This window comes from Mesorhizobium sp. WSM4306 (assembly GCF_007003975.1).
In the GTDB taxonomy this organism is placed as follows: Bacteria; Pseudomonadota; Alphaproteobacteria; order Rhizobiales; family Rhizobiaceae; genus Mesorhizobium.
Map to the genome: position 1 here is coordinate 94,276 of NZ_VFTC01000001.1, position 12,801 is coordinate 107,076.

Annotated in this window: 19 protein-coding genes, 1 tRNA gene and 1 pseudogene; 8 read left to right on the plus strand and 13 right to left on the minus strand. The window is 59.9% G+C overall.

Annotated elements, in window-relative coordinates:
- Positions 1-81: 81 nt before the first annotated feature.
- The 3 genes from FJV77_RS00500 to FJV77_RS00510 form a co-directional block, all read right to left on the minus strand.
- Positions 82-744 (minus strand): outer membrane protein, encoded by a 663-nt coding sequence (locus tag FJV77_RS00500; RefSeq protein WP_142864930.1) that lies wholly within the window; start codon positions 742-744, stop codon positions 82-84.
- An 80-nt stretch (positions 745-824) separates the two neighbouring features.
- Positions 825-1,073, minus strand: coding sequence for a hypothetical protein (locus tag FJV77_RS32180; protein WP_185970158.1), 249 nt, complete (start codon positions 1,071-1,073; stop codon positions 825-827).
- A 156-nt stretch (positions 1,074-1,229) separates the two neighbouring features.
- Positions 1,230-1,589: a cytochrome c gene (locus tag FJV77_RS00510; protein WP_246691098.1), complete on the minus strand. Its 360-nt coding sequence runs from the start codon at positions 1,587-1,589 to the stop codon at positions 1,230-1,232.
- 537 nt (positions 1,590-2,126) lie between these two features.
- Here FJV77_RS00510 and FJV77_RS00515 point away from each other — a divergent pair.
- Positions 2,127-2,212, plus strand: a tRNA-Leu gene (locus tag FJV77_RS00515).
- A gap of 49 nt (positions 2,213-2,261) precedes the next feature.
- Here the strand turns inward: FJV77_RS00515 and FJV77_RS32735 are convergent.
- A pseudogene (locus FJV77_RS32735) lies at positions 2,262-2,402 on the minus strand (IS630 family transposase); the annotation flags it as partial.
- Positions 2,403-2,555: 153 nt separating this feature from the next.
- Between FJV77_RS32735 and FJV77_RS00525 the strand changes: the two are divergent.
- Complete coding sequence (locus FJV77_RS00525; RefSeq protein ID WP_142864931.1) at positions 2,556-3,113, plus strand: group 1 truncated hemoglobin; 558 nt, start codon at positions 2,556-2,558, stop codon at positions 3,111-3,113.
- Between the two features lie 495 nt (positions 3,114-3,608).
- On the opposite strand, the gene FJV77_RS00535 is transcribed toward FJV77_RS00525, so the two are convergent.
- From FJV77_RS00535 to FJV77_RS32185, 5 genes are all read right to left on the minus strand, one after another.
- Positions 3,609-3,965, minus strand: coding sequence for a hypothetical protein (locus FJV77_RS00535; protein WP_142864932.1), 357 nt, complete (start codon positions 3,963-3,965; stop codon positions 3,609-3,611).
- A 204-nt stretch (positions 3,966-4,169) separates the two neighbouring features.
- Positions 4,170-4,355 carry a potassium-transporting ATPase subunit C gene (locus FJV77_RS00540; protein WP_142864933.1) on the minus strand — a complete coding sequence of 62 codons (186 nt, stop codon included), beginning with the start codon at positions 4,353-4,355 and terminating at the stop codon, positions 4,170-4,172.
- 157 nt (positions 4,356-4,512) lie between these two features.
- Positions 4,513-4,734, minus strand: coding sequence for a DUF768 domain-containing protein (locus FJV77_RS00545; RefSeq protein WP_142864934.1), 222 nt, complete (start codon positions 4,732-4,734; stop codon positions 4,513-4,515).
- Positions 4,735-4,818: 84 nt separating this feature from the next.
- Positions 4,819-5,010, minus strand: a complete 192-nt coding sequence (locus FJV77_RS00550; RefSeq protein WP_142864935.1) for a hypothetical protein — start codon at positions 5,008-5,010, stop codon at positions 4,819-4,821.
- A 199-nt stretch (positions 5,011-5,209) separates the two neighbouring features.
- Positions 5,210-5,380, minus strand: a complete 171-nt coding sequence (locus tag FJV77_RS32185; protein ID WP_185970159.1) for a hypothetical protein — start codon at positions 5,378-5,380, stop codon at positions 5,210-5,212.
- A 437-nt stretch (positions 5,381-5,817) separates the two neighbouring features.
- Here FJV77_RS32185 and FJV77_RS00560 point away from each other — a divergent pair, with 437 nt between their 5' ends.
- Entirely contained in the window at positions 5,818-6,009 is a 192-nt protein-coding gene (locus FJV77_RS00560; RefSeq protein ID WP_142864936.1) for a hypothetical protein, read from the plus strand.
- 222 nt (positions 6,010-6,231) lie between these two features.
- On the opposite strand, the gene FJV77_RS00565 is transcribed toward FJV77_RS00560, so the two are convergent.
- Positions 6,232-6,672, minus strand: a complete 441-nt coding sequence (locus FJV77_RS00565; protein WP_142864937.1) for a CBS domain-containing protein — start codon at positions 6,670-6,672, stop codon at positions 6,232-6,234.
- 499 nt (positions 6,673-7,171) lie between these two features.
- Here FJV77_RS00565 and FJV77_RS00570 point away from each other — a divergent pair, with 499 nt between their 5' ends.
- A complete protein-coding gene (locus FJV77_RS00570; RefSeq protein ID WP_142864938.1) occupies positions 7,172-7,465 on the plus strand; it encodes a hypothetical protein in 294 nt (97 codons plus the stop codon).
- Between the two features lie 38 nt (positions 7,466-7,503).
- On the opposite strand, the gene FJV77_RS00575 is transcribed toward FJV77_RS00570, so the two are convergent.
- A complete protein-coding gene (locus FJV77_RS00575; protein ID WP_142864939.1) occupies positions 7,504-7,743 on the minus strand; it encodes a hypothetical protein in 240 nt (79 codons plus the stop codon).
- Between the two features lie 301 nt (positions 7,744-8,044).
- Between FJV77_RS00575 and FJV77_RS00580 the strand changes: the two genes are divergently transcribed.
- Both FJV77_RS00580 and FJV77_RS00585 read left to right on the plus strand, forming a co-directional pair.
- Positions 8,045-8,251, plus strand: a complete 207-nt coding sequence (locus FJV77_RS00580; RefSeq protein WP_142864940.1) for a hypothetical protein — start codon at positions 8,045-8,047, stop codon at positions 8,249-8,251.
- Between the two features lie 133 nt (positions 8,252-8,384).
- On the plus strand, positions 8,385-8,597 hold the full coding sequence (locus FJV77_RS00585) for a hypothetical protein (RefSeq protein ID WP_142864941.1): 213 nt from the start codon (positions 8,385-8,387) through the stop codon (positions 8,595-8,597).
- 286 nt (positions 8,598-8,883) lie between these two features.
- Here FJV77_RS00585 and FJV77_RS32740 read toward each other — a convergent pair whose 3' ends face one another.
- Positions 8,884-9,036 (minus strand): ATP-grasp fold amidoligase family protein, encoded by a 153-nt coding sequence (locus FJV77_RS32740; RefSeq protein ID WP_246691099.1) that lies wholly within the window; start codon positions 9,034-9,036, stop codon positions 8,884-8,886.
- Positions 9,037-9,426: 390 nt separating this feature from the next.
- Here FJV77_RS32740 and hutH point away from each other — a divergent pair, with 390 nt between their 5' ends.
- A complete protein-coding gene (hutH, locus tag FJV77_RS00600) occupies positions 9,427-10,932 on the plus strand; it encodes a histidine ammonia-lyase (protein WP_142864943.1) in 1,506 nt (501 codons plus the stop codon).
- 21 nt (positions 10,933-10,953) lie between these two features.
- Here the strand turns inward: hutH and FJV77_RS00605 are convergent, their stop codons facing one another.
- A complete protein-coding gene (locus FJV77_RS00605; RefSeq protein WP_112567320.1) occupies positions 10,954-11,532 on the minus strand; it encodes an NUDIX domain-containing protein in 579 nt (192 codons plus the stop codon).
- Positions 11,533-11,685: 153 nt separating this feature from the next.
- On the opposite strand from FJV77_RS00605, the gene FJV77_RS00610 reads away from it, so the two are divergent.
- Positions 11,686-12,783, plus strand: a complete 1,098-nt coding sequence (locus FJV77_RS00610; protein ID WP_142864944.1) for an NADH:flavin oxidoreductase/NADH oxidase — start codon at positions 11,686-11,688, stop codon at positions 12,781-12,783.
- Positions 12,784-12,801: the final 18 nt, after the last annotated feature.

Here is a 12,801-nt window from a genome sequence, read left to right on the forward strand (position 1 = left end):
CGCCAGGATATTTTTCTGATTTCTGCGCAAAGAGAAAGCCCGCCGCGGTTTGCGACAGGCTCTTTATGAGACTTCAGAGGACTAGAATTTGTAGGCGATGCCGAGGCGAACCTCGTTGGTTTTCAGGTCAACTTCCGCACCGAAATCCCCAAATGATTCGTTGCCGAAGTCAGTATAGCGATACTCGGCGCGCAGCAGCAGATTGTCGGTCATGGCATAATCCAAGCCCACGCCTATCGTCCATCCTGTGAACGTATCTCCGAACGATGGCCCACCGCCATTATTGCTTATGTCGATGTCGCCAAATGCAACGCCACCGGCGATATAAGGAAGAAAGCGATCAGCGGCATAGCCTAGACGGAGTCTTGCCGCCCCACTCCAATTGAGTTCTTCGGTGGCAGTGACGCCGCCCGGGGCTGGGACACCAGGAGCGAGGAATATTTGGCCGCTGCCATCAACATTCGCAGACACGAAGTCCAGTTCCGCACCAATCACGATGTTGTTCGACATCTGATAGTTGTAACCGGCGTAAACACCCCCAAGGAACCCGTCAGGGTCTGTCTCGACAAAGCCCGGTCCACCGATCTGGTCGATGTTGCCATCACCCCAAGCATAGCCTGCCTGAAGGCCGATATACCCGCCCGTCCAGCTAAACACCGGCGCGGCTTCTGCAATGATGGCATCGGCAGCAAAGGCCGAAGACGCCAGCAGCGAGAACGACAAAGCAAGAAGCAGCTTCTTCATCACAACCCCCTTGTAACCTACCCTTTCGTAGCAGAGCGCGCCGGTACGTGCAGTTGTATTTCCGCCACAGTTGACCGAATTCAAATTGCGAATAGCGCGGCCTGGGTTAGCCGCCAAGCCGTCGTCGTGAGTGAAAGACCGCATCGAGTCTGCCCTGAGCCGCAGAAACCGTTCTTGGTGTAGAAGCGAATGCCGCCTTCGTCCTTGATGATCCGGATGCGGTAACCGTCGAATTTGCAGAGCTTAGAGGAAAGAGCGACACGGCTCAGGTTCAAGGTTCCAAAGTCGAAGGACGGCATCCGCACCATACCGTTGCCGACGAGCGTCATCGATGCGCCAAAGGCACAGGAAGCGCCAGCTTGAGCAGCGCATCGCCCTGGGGTTGGGGAAGCCTGGGAAAGATGCTCTCGTGTTTGCAGGCACAGGTGGAGGGAACTATGAACAGCAAACACAACAATGCAGGGTCGCCGACCTTGGGTTACTTGTCACTGCGGAACTTCGACGGTAATCTTGATTGCGGCATAGTAGGCCGCAACATTGGCAATGTCTTCGTCGTTCAGCTTCTTGACGACCAGCGACATCATTTGACTCTTGCGCTCTCCGGCTTTGTAAGCCATCAGCGCGTGGACGAGATAGTCGTACTTCTGCCCGGCGATATTGGGCGTATACGACATTTTGCCGAGGCCATCCTTGCCGTGGCACATTTGGCATTGCTCCATGACTTTCCGGCCAGCGGTGCTGTCGCCTGCCTGCGCAAATGACGACGTGACCACGAGGGCAGCCAGGCCAAGGATCAAACCGCGCATACTATCCGCTCGGACGTGCCGAGTGAGTTTCTTGATCATCGAAGCTCTCCCATCGGTTGACCAACATATTCGATCTAAGAGCTTTCCGAGCGCCTAGCTGTGAGCGACGGCAAGCGCGATCAAAATGAACCTCATGTGTCAGAAAGTTTGCGCCTCCAGTCGAATATTAGCAAGCGCTTGACTGATGCCCGCACTGGGACGTCGTTCATGGTTTTGGCATCATGCCGGCGTTTCATCGCTTCGCCTCAAGGTCGGCTTCCAGTCACGGTTGCGCGCTTGCTGCTGGCCTTCGTAGTCTGGAATGCATGTGAAGATCGCCGGCCGGCGATCACGGCCCGCATCGCCAGCGGGCTCGACGTGGTTGCAATCAGCCGGCGTCTAGGGCATGCGTCACCAGTGGTCACGCTGTCGGTTACGCCCACCTGTTCAAGGGTCGGACGAAGGCGCTGTGGCGGCGATCGAAGCTGCGATGAGAACGGGCGCAGAACAGTAATCCGGCCTTTCGGTGCCAATCCGGTCCCAACTGGGCTAGCATGGCTGGACCTTTATGCGCTTAAGTGCTTGAAATCGCAGCCTGCGGACGTGGCGGAATTGGTAGACGCAAGGGACTTAAAATCCCTCGATCTCTGATCGTACGGGTTCGATTCCCGTCGTCCGCACCACGTTGAAATCATTGTAGAAAACATGACTTGCCCCTAAAGCGTGTCGCTATTAATTGGCCTCATATCCGGCAGCCTTGAAGAAGTTTCTGCATTCGGCTGGCTCGAACAGGCGGCAGATATCGCCGAGCCCCTGGCAGAGTGCGTCGAAGGTTCTGGCCGCCTTACGAGCAAGGGTCGACACATTGGCTTTCTCCCATCGGGGAATAAGTCGAGCGGGGGAATCGTTAGAATCTTAGCCGACAGAGGGTAAGGCAAAAGGGATCCTAGTTGTCCCTTCAATTGAAGCGGCCAGATCCGACTGTCGCTCGATCTGGCCCTGAGCTTCGCTGGGAGGAGATCAGAGATGAAAACGGTTGTTTCGACCCCTTTTACACGACGAGGCGTCGTCGCTGTCGCTGTGTTGGCGGCGGCCGCCGCGTCAGCGGCTGTATTGCCGGTCCACAATGCACTTGCGCAGACCAAGCAAGCCGCGCCTGAGAAAAGTCTGTATGAGCGGCTGGGTGGCGTGTTCGCCATAGCTGCCGTGGTGGACTATTTCAGCGACGCCGTCGTGAAGAATCCAATTGTCGGCCAGAAGTCCAAGAACCCGCAACTACGGGAATGGCACACCAAGAACCTCGAACGGCTGCCTGGCCTCAAGTTCATGCGCACGCTATGGGTCTGCGACGTTTCGGGTGGCCCCTTTAAGTTTGTGGCCACCAAGCCGGGCACGACGCCGCTCGGCCTTGAGGAGGCCCACCGCCGCCTGAAAATCTCGCCTGCGGAATTCGATGAGGTCGCGGCGGAACTCGGGCGTACCCTGGACCACTTTAAGGTTCCCAAGCCCGAGAAGGACGAGGTTCTGGCAGCCTTCGCCGCGCACAAAGACGAGGTTACCGCCGGCTTCCGCGGAAAGAGCTGAAGTCGCTTGGGTTCCATCTTCGCGGAAATCCTGCAACGAGGCATGGCGAAGGTCGTGCTCGCCGCGAAGATGCTTCACGCGGCCCACCAGCCCCGGCTGCGTTGCCAGCCTCTTCATCCCCTTGGGGGCGGCCCCTGCGTGCTCCTGGACGCGGGGCCAGAGCCGTTCGCGCATTTCCCGGTTCAAGGTGATGAAGGCCGCGCCGACATAGCGTGCCTCGCTCTGCCATGAGAGCGAACGCCGGCTTGCCCTGCTCGCGCTCCACGCCGAGCAACTCACTCACTCACCTAGGTAGCATTTAATTTTCCACCAGGCGCAACCTCTAGGCCACCGGCGCGGGTTCGAAGGATAATAGAGATGATATGGGCGTCTGGTGCTACCAGTAGCGCGAATGGCCGGTATGGGTGTACGTGCTTGAACGCTAGCGACTCTTCCTATGAACGGCCGCAGCACCTTCCACCGCCCACCGCGCAACGGCAGCCAATGTCCGGCTTGTCAGTACCGGCAAACCCGAACCCGTTCCAGCACCCGGTGGTGATGGTGCCAGTGCCTCACCCACTTCACGTGGCAATGACGATGATGCCGGTAATAGTAGCGATGTGGGTAGCGGGCCACGTAGCCGGGATAATAATCGTGATACCGGGGGCCGTAATAGCGGCCGCCATAGTCGTAAAACGGGCCGCCGCCGTAGAAGGGGCCGCCGCCGTAGAAGGGGCCACCGCCGAACGGGCCGAAGCCGCCGAAGGGACCAAAGAAGCCGATCCCAGGACCGAAGAATCGTGCATCCGCAGGCACGACCGTGGCTGCGGCGGAGGCGATGGCAATCACCGAAGCAAGTAACAGTTTTCTCATGGCAACCTCCCAGAAGGCCGATCACCCGATAAACGCCCGCAGAAGCCGTATGTTCCCGATCGCTAATATGCAGGGCGCTCCCGCGCTTCCGGTGGGTTTGGTGGTGGTTATTGTGATTGTATTCTTTTCTTCAAAGGGTAGGCCCAGTCGACCTCGATTGCGGTCGATTACACTCGGGCACCCCGCTTGGGAGGACCGAGGAAGTTAATGCCGCGGGTGCTCATGGCCCCTCTTTAGAATTCGGGCTTCGCGCATCACGGATGAGAGATCGTAGCCCAGCAACGATACGAGCGCTCGCACCTGTTCTTCAGAAACACCGGTTTCACGCGCAACTTTACGCACGAACTCGACTTTCGGGTCCAAAGGTTTTTCTTTTTCTTCGTCAGCCATCAGGCACAATTCGGCGACAGCTTAAAGGTTTCAGGGAAGAACGTTTTCGCTGCCGATGGCTCTCTCAGCCGCTACAACCTCATCGACCATAACACCACCAGTGCCACCACGATGCCGACGAAACAGAACGCGACCCAGACGCTGGTCATCGATGCTTTCACTCAGATAAGCCGGCATCGTGGTGCACGATTGCGTCTAGGATAGCCTCGTAAACACTCCCGGTTTCTTCCTCAATTTCAACACTGCTGATGCCGATCGCCTTGGCGTCGGCGAATAGCTTTTGAGTGAGCTCGGCAACTGAGATGATGTCGGCGCCGACGGTCTCGGGAACGTTGACCGAAATCCACTTATACAAAAAGTCGGTGCCGCGGGCGCTCATCAGAAGATAAGCTGACGACGTTTATTAGGTTCCGCGCGGATAGACATTCCGCGAGGGAAGAACGCATGCAGTACCGAAGAGAAGCTAGAGCCGAACGATCTTATCGAGATGCAGGCGTATCCGCTGGCCTTCCGCAAATGACAGCGCCAACGATTCCAGATCGAATGAGCGGCTAAGTTCCTGGTCTTCCTCGACCACGCGGACGAACCATTCGCCGCATGCTTCGACCACTTCGATGCAAGGCAAGGCCTTGCGGAAGGGAACCACGTTATCCATCACCGCCTCCCTACGAAAAGCAATGGCAACGTCGAATTTTATAAGACCGGCCAGCGGCGGTTTTCAATATCAAAAGTTGGGCTCCCGAGCCGCTCCCTGCAATCCGAGTTCCTAGCGCAACCCCCGCATGATGGCTTCGAAGATCAGGCCAATTTCTTCATCGATCTCCTGCCCCGGAATGCCTTGGGTTTCCGCCTCCCTAAGGTCGTTCAGCGCCTCCTTGCTGCACGGCGCCAGGTATGATCAGCGCCCCTTGATCGCGCTCCGAGTATCGGAAGCCAATAAAAAACAGGCCTATGATGAGCAGGCAAATCACCAGCACCGTGACGAGAGTTCCTCCTGAAAATTTGGCCGCCGGTTTGTCTTCCATGGTAATTCGCCTCGGTAGATAATCCGCCGGATACGTCGGAGGTTCCAAGCGTCGCATCCGAAGGCGGCTCGGATCCGTCGCGCTGACATCTCGAACCCAGGGATTGTCGCCCAAATTTGCATCGAAGCGGCCGGAGCGAGGAGCGCAACCACAGCGTGATTTGCGGCGCGCGGGCCAGAGTTTTACCAAGTCTTGCCCGGGCAAAACAGGCCACGCATCCAGACGAGCGTGGCCAGCAAATGGCCGGTGCGGTGCATGAGGAGAGTCCATCGCGTCGGTCATTGCGGCGAGTTCGGAAAGCCGCGTCGGCTAGCTAGGGCCGGTCAGTTTTCCAGCAATGGCTTGGTATGAATCCGTACCATCTTTTTTAATTGAAGGCCCGATTTCGGCGGCCATATAAATCCAAAATTGTCATCTACGGGCGAGGCAATTTTGCCATGGATGTAATCCAGGAAAGCGATACCCGCCAGAAGGCGGTTGAGGTGGTCGAAGCCTGCGGCGAATGGTTTGTCCATGTGGTCGAGGGCGATCAGGCAAGCAACATCTCATTCGAGCTTGAAGCCCTCGCGCTTGTCTATGCGGAAGGCCAGCGGAAGCGCTTGGGCCTGGACAAGGTCATGCGGCTCTAAAGCATTTGCCCCCAAGCGGACCACTATCCAAACAGCCGAACGCATTGTGCAGGAGCCTCGGCTTCCTTTTGCCTTGTTCGTCGCAACGATATCAGCGTTGCCGAGACATTCACGCCCTATGGCCAGAAAGCGTCGGCGTGAAGGCGTCGCGACCGAAGGCGGGCGCCGACGTCGGCCGGCGCTCCGCAAAACAAGGCTTTGGCCCGAGGTTTGCCGCGGCCTTCAGCCAGGAGCGGTCTGCGAATGTTCGCCACCCGGCTTCGAGATGCCGCTCAAAGCCACGGCTGCTTCTGTCGCTTCGCCATTTGTCGCAAGGTCGCCAAGGGAGATGATGCCGACGAGCCTCTTGTCGCGGTTGAGAACAGGGAGCCGTCGAACCTGCAAGTCGCCCATGTTCTCCAAAACATCCTCGATTTCTTCATCGTCAAAGCAGTATTTGACCTCTGCGCTCATGACGTCACGCACCTTGGTGTCAGGTCCCTTGCCCAACGCCACGCCGCGGATGGCGATATCGCGATCGGTGATCATACCGACCAGCCGGTCGTTATTGCCTACGGGCATCACTCCAGCGTCTAGTTTGCCCATCATCAGCGCTACGTCGCGAATTGACTGCTCAGGATTGGCGACCTGAACATTCCTGGTCATGCGGTTACCGACTTTCATGGCAATTTCTCCGTCAGTTGCGAGCCCGCCGCCATATCGATGCTGACCGAGGGAACGAAATCTTCTGCGGTAACGTTCCATGGAATCTGGGATTGACTGCCTGGAGATTTTCACCCGCATCGTGGATGGCTGAAGGCGCTCCGGAGCGATTGGCGCCATAGTGGCGGCTCTCGAAGATTTCGGGGAAGATAAAGTGGGGTCGGTTGGCAGGTCGGCCGTCAGGATTTTTTATCGCCGTTTGGATTTGGCGCCGGCGCCTCGCGCACATCTCGCGGTGGCGGGTCGACATGTTGAGGCTCCGGCGATGCGTCCTGGTCTGGACGGACAGGCGTCTTCTTCGGGCTGGGTTTCGGCGGCGGATCTTTGATTTTGCCTCGCATGCTCAAAGAACCGACATAGCCACTCTCTGGTTCCCACCGACGCTCCGATATTTTAGCAGCTGCGAAACAAAGTCCCCGCTCCCGCGTTGGATTTCGTCCACAAGGGGAGAAACTCGCAAATGGATCCGGCAACTGCAGCAATGATGGTTCTGCTGTCGTGCAGCCCAAGCCAGGCTGTCTGCAAACCGCTCGATCCGTCACCGGCCAGGATGTTCGTATCCCTTGACGAATGCCAGGTTGCGTTGGCCAACAGGCTCGCAGGCGCCCCCAACGGCGAGATCGTCGGGCGATGCAGTCCGGTCGACCCATCCGCTACAGGTTCCCTTCCCGCGGGATATAGGTCGGTTGTCGTCACGCGCGGCATGGGCGCGAATGCGGTGAGCAGTCGCTACATCGTGCTGCACAAAGACTGAAGCCCGCCACCGTGAGGCATCCGGCACGGCCGCCCGAGCTACTCCAAAGGCGGCTCTTCGCTCGGTGGAGTCAAAACGGTAATATCCATTCTGGCGATTGTCGATGCGGCGCGCCCCTGCGCACCAGGATCTGTGTCGCCACTTTCTGCCACCATCGCCTTGGCGCGATGTCCTACGCTGTCTGCGCTTTTGCCTGGCACAAATACTTCGCCCGGTTCTGTCTTTGCGGGTTTCGTTTCCGGTACCTGCCGATGTTGATTTCCAATCGCCGAGACCATTGATACCTCCGCTTGGTGAGGCCGTGACGATACCTGCCAAAGCTGTAGCGAGGCTGACCATTCCAAACAGCCCGCCACCGTGAGGCGGCGGGCTTCAAGTCGCCGACTTGGCAACCTAATCAGAAGTGATCGGATTGCTCCCGCTCGTCGTCGTCTCTCTGCGCTCGGCCCAAACGCCGTCTGCGTTCGTGGCACTCAACCTCAGCCCCCTTGATGCGGCGCCGGTTTCGCCCGACAATAGGGAACGATTTCGCCCGCCATGTGTTAGACGCCCATGAATCCCGCAGACCCAGGACCCGGAATGGCAGCCGATCTTCAGACGATGCGACTCGCCGATGCCCTGCAGCGCATCAAACAGACCGAGCTCGCGCTTGTACGCAGCGAGGAAATGGTGGCTGAGAACCTCGCCATGTGCAGCAGGATACGATCTGCGAGGCGGCGTGTCATGAAGCCCGGAGGGCGTCTGGCGACAATCGACCCAACAAGCCCGAAAGAATTCGCACAATGATCGCGACCCACTGCGGATGGTGTGGGAGGGGTTGCCGGCGGCCTTAGCGGTCGTCAGCCAATACGTCGCAGGAACCAAAGCTTTCGGCAGGGTTGGTATTCCGAAGGGACCGCAACCCAAAGGAAGCGGAATAATGGACCTGATGAACTTGGAACTGGCCAGAGCACGACAGCGTGTCGGTCGTGCAAAGCTGGATCTCGAACGCGCTGAAAACTTGCTCGATGAAGAGTGCGGCGTCGCCGTGAACCTCGCCTTGTGTTGCCGAATTCGCTCTGCGCAACGGCGCGTGTTCGAGGCTCGGCAGCGGCTCACGAAGATCGACCCCATCAGGCAAATTGACCGATGATCGCGACCCTGAACCCCGAAATCGCGAGAAGTGGGCCCATCTATCGCCCGGCGCAACTCGCGCTACTGCGGTATCAGTTGATGCAACACTTCGAAAGCACCGACTCTGCAGCCAGGCAGGTCGAGGACGAGCTGGCCAAGCTGTCCATAGCAACCGCTATAGATCGGCTCGCGGGTTACCCGAGGCAGCTGTCTCAAATGTCGAGATAGCCGGCAGCGACAAGCATAGCCTTGTATCGTCCGGCAAATCGGCTGGGCACACGGCAGAGGTAGGCGGAGGCGCGCACCTAGTTCGCCATCAAAGCTGGCCGGGTCGAATTGCAGCAACCCGCTGTGGGGATAGCCGTGAATTCTCCGAAGATCGGTTCTCCATCCTCCTCGTGGAAATCGACACGCACCATGTCGAATTCGCTGCCAAGCGCCTCGGCTGCCTCGATCATCCGGGCGAGGCACTTCGGAGGGGGATTTCCAGGCTCGAGTCGATCGCGCCTGGACGATGTTGAGCGGGCGCCGATCGCGATCCAGGTGGCCCGTATTCTTGGCTGCGGTGTCCTTGCAACTTCCGGACGACTAGGCGACCGGGATTCGCCGGTCAAACCGGATAATGCAAGCGCCGAAATGGAGCCGTGGTTCAACCCGAAGGCGGATTGAGCTTCAGATGCTGGATCAGAGTTTTATTACCCACGACGTCGCTCCAGTCGCATCAGTCGCCGGTTCCATCGCCATTATGCATGGCGGTTGTGCGGTACGGAGCCGAGAGCAAGTTTCTCAGCCACCTCCGCGCGACCCAACAGCGCTTGCGCATCCGCAACGCTATTTCGGAACGACCAATGACAGTAACGATCGACAAAAACGCCAGCTGGCGCGACATCGCACAAGTGAGCGAAGGCGAATCCCTGGCGCTGAGCAAAGCAGCATGGGAGCGGATCGCTTTTGCGAACCAGCTCGTCGCTTCCATCGTCGAAAAAGGCATCCGCGCCTATGGCGTCAATACCGGAGTCGGCGCATTGGCAAGCAAGGTGGTGGCGCCTGCGCTGCAAAAGAAACTGTCGCGCAATATCATTCGCAGCCACGCATGCGGCGTCGGTGACCTGGTGCCGAGACGCGGCGTGCGCGCCATCATTGCCGCCCAGGTGGCAAATTTCGCGCATGGCCATTCGGGTGTAAGCCCTCGGATCGTCCGCAACTTGCTCACCTTTATCGAGTGCGACTGCATTCCCGACGTGCCGTCCAGGGGATCGGCCGGGTATTTGACGCACAACGCGCATGTGGCACTGGTCTTGATCGGTGAAGGCAGTGCAACCGTGGCAGGTCGCTCGATGAGCGGGCTGGAAGCGCTTGCCGAAATGGGTCTGGAGCCCCTGGAGCTTGGCGCGAAAGAAGGCTTGAGTCTCGTCAATGGCACGGCGTGCGCGACCGGCTTGACCAGCATCGCCGTGCAGCGCGCGGAGCGCTTGTTGGGATGGGCTGATGCCGCGGCTGCTTTGACGCTTGAAGCCGCAGGCGCGCAAATGCCGGCCTTTGGCGAAACCATCCTGGCGATGCGGCCCTCACCCGGCATTCAGGATGTGGGCAAAGCGCTGCGCGGCTGGCTTCACGGCAGCGCGCTCATCGCGCTTGCTCACGGCAGTCGCACGCAGGACGCACTCAGTCTTCGCGCCGTGCCGCATGTTCATGGCGCCGCCCGCGAGGTGTTGGACCGGTCTGCTCAGCTGGTCGACCGTGAATTGGCTGCCGTCACTGACAATCCCGCGGTATTCGGGTCGTTGAACGATCCTCAGGTTGTTTCAGAGGCGCATGCGGTGGCGCCGGCGCTCGGGCAGGCCGCCGACGGCCTGACCATCGCTTTGGCGCAGGTGGCTGGAATGAGCGAGCGTCGCATCGACCGTCTCGTCAATCCCCTGGTCAACAATTTGCCGCCTTTCCTTGCCGATGAGGACGGAGCCAATTCCGGCTTCATGATTGCCCAATACACCGCCACGTCGCTCAGCAACGTCAACCGGCGCCTGGCCGCTCCGGCGGCGACCGACGGCGGCGTCACATCCGGCCTGCAAGAGGATTTTTTGGCGCATCCAACGGTGGCAGCCAACAAGCTGCTCGCCGTTATCGACAACGCGGAATACATTTTGGCAATCGAACTCATGGCCGCCGCGCAGGCCCATGATTTTCTGGCCGAGCGCGGTGCACGTGCACCTGGTACCGACGCCATCTACCGCGTGGTCCGGGACAATATCGCGCACTATTCCGACGACCGGCCTCTGTCCGGGGACATGGAGGAATTGCGCAACTTCATCCGCGAAGTAGACGTGCCACCCTGTCCGCAGCCCACCGAGTGAGGCCCGCCGAGCTTCGCGGAGCTAAGCCTTCAGCGGGTACAGTTTCAGGTGCTGGATCAGGATGATCGTCTTGGCGTCGATGATGCGGCCGTCGGCTATGCCGGCGAGCGCCTCGTCGAGCGGCATTTCGAGCACCTCGATGTCCTCGCCCTCTTCCGGTGCGCCGCCGCCGGCCGAGATGCGGTCGGCAGGTGAATAGCGCGCCACGAAGAACCACAGCCGTTCGGTCACGCTGCCCGGGCTCATATAGGGCGCAAACAGCCGCTCGATGTTCTCTAAGTGATAGCCGAGCTCTTCCTCGGCCTCCTTGAGGATGGCGGTTTCCGGATCGTTTTCGTCGAGCAGACCGGCGCAGGCCTCGATCAGCGGTTCGCGGTGGCCGGTGACATAGGCGGGATAGCGGAACTGCCGCACCAGAAGCACCGTCTGGCGCTCGGGATCGAAGGGCAGGATCACGGCGCCGTCGCCGCGATCGTAGGTCTGCCGAATCTGCGTCTCCCACTGCCCGTCGCGCCGGCGATAGTCCAGCACGGTCTTCTTCAGGACCGCCCAGTCGTCGGACAGGACTTCCTCCGAACGGATGCGAATGCGATCTTCCATGATGAACTCCTTGGTGCCGGCGGCAAGGCGTAGCCGCGAACCGCTGTTTCCGCAATCCGGCCAGCGATTGGTCCAGCAGCGGTTTCACCGCCTCGTGTCTGGCGCCGGCAGTCGCCATTGCCTAGATAACAGCATCCTTCCCGGAGTTTTCTGATGACCACCTCGCTTTTCCAGCCGATCACCCTTGATGGCCTGACCTTCCCGAACCGCATCGCAGTGGCGCCGATGTGCCAATATTCCGCCGACGATGGCTCGGCCAGCGACTGGCATCTCTATCACTGGATGAACCTGGCGATGTCGGGCGCCGGCATGGTCACCGTAGAAATGACCGATGTCGAGCGGCGCGGCCGCATCACCCATGGTTGCCACGGCCTCTATTCCGACGACAACGAGGCGGCCGCCCGCCGCACGCTGGATGCCGCCAGGCGCGTCGCCGCCCCGGAGACGAAATTCGGCATCCAGCTTGCCCATGCCGGGCGCAAGGCGTCGAACCGAAAGCCCTGGGAAGGCGGCGGTCCATTGCAGCCGGGCGAAGATCCCTGGCAGACCGTCTCGGCTTCGGCCATCGCCTATGACACCGGCTGGAACGTGCCGCATGCGCTGGAGGAGGATGAAATCCTGCAGCTCGTCGAGCGCTTCACTCAAGCCGCAAAGCGGGCCGAGCGCGCCGGCTTCGACTTCCTCGAACTGCACGCCGCGCACGGCTATCTGATCTTCCAGTTCCTGTCGCCGCTCTCCAACCAACGCACCGACCGCTGGGGCGGCTCGCTGGAAAACCGCATGCGTTTTCTGCTCGAGATCGCCAAATCGGTGAGGAAGGCGGTTCCAAACCTGATGCTTGGCACGCGCCTGTCGGTGAAAGAATGGGTCGATGGCGGCTTCGACGTCGAGGATGCTATCGAAGTGGCCAAGGCGCTGAAAGCGCTGAGCATCGCCTATCTCTGCTGCTCGAGCGGCGGCAATTCGCCGTTGCAAAAGCTGCCGATCGGCCCCGGTTACCAGGTGCATCTGGCGGAAGCGGTGCGCAAGGGCGCCGACATCCCGACGCGGGCCGTCGGCCTGATCGACGATCCCGCCCAGGCCGAAGCGATCGTCGCCGACGGCCGCGCCGATATGGTGGCGCTGGCCCGCGCTTTCCTTGCCGACCCGCGCTGGGGCTGGCGCGCCGCCGCCACCTTTGACCAGAAAATCCATCCGGCGCCGCAGCTTGCCCGCTCGGTAACGACGATGCAGCACTGGATGAAAGGCTGAGAGCCTGCACCGACGGAT